Raw genomic sequence first — 529 nt, 5'->3', positions numbered from 1 at the left:
CGGCTGTCGAAACCGCGCCGCGTTTTCCACGCGCCGCGCCGCGCTCGGCGTCTCGCGCCAGACCCTGTACGCCTACGTCAGCCGCGGCCTGCTCAGCGCGCAGTCGGACGGCGCCACACGGGAAAGCCGTTATCTGGAAGAAGAAGTCACGCGCCTGGCGACTCAACGCACGCGCGGACGCAAGCCGAAAGAAGTCGCCAAGGCCACGCTCAGCTGGGGCCTGCCGGTGCTGGAGTCCGCCATCACATTGATCGAAGACGGCCGGCTTTACTATCGTGGCCGCGACGCCGTCGCCCTGGCGAACTCGCAGTCCGTGGAAGACGTCGCCGCACTGCTGTGGAACGCCGAAGTTGGACAGGCATTCGGTCCCGGCGAGGTCGCGGCGCATCCGGCCTACGCCGGCCTGCTCAAACATTTCGCCGGACGCCGCGCGGAAGAATCGCTGCTGCCGCTGTTCACCATCGCCAGCGACGACGTCGCCACCGCACAGTGGCAAACCTCGCCGCAGCGCACCGCCGAAGGCAGCGGC

The 529-nt window shown here is 68.6% G+C and carries 1 protein-coding gene; it reads left to right on the top strand.

Annotated elements, in window-relative coordinates:
• Positions 1–64 precede the first annotated feature (64 nt).
• On the top strand, positions 65–529 hold a 465-nt coding region (locus HLUSI_RS29705), incomplete at its 3' end, for a citrate/2-methylcitrate synthase (RefSeq protein ID WP_330987189.1).

It is taken from the genome of Herbaspirillum lusitanum P6-12, from assembly GCF_000256565.1.
Taxonomy (GTDB): domain Bacteria; phylum Pseudomonadota; class Gammaproteobacteria; order Burkholderiales; family Burkholderiaceae_D; genus Herbaspirillum; species Herbaspirillum lusitanum.
This window is presented reverse-complemented; position numbering and strand designations above follow the sequence as displayed.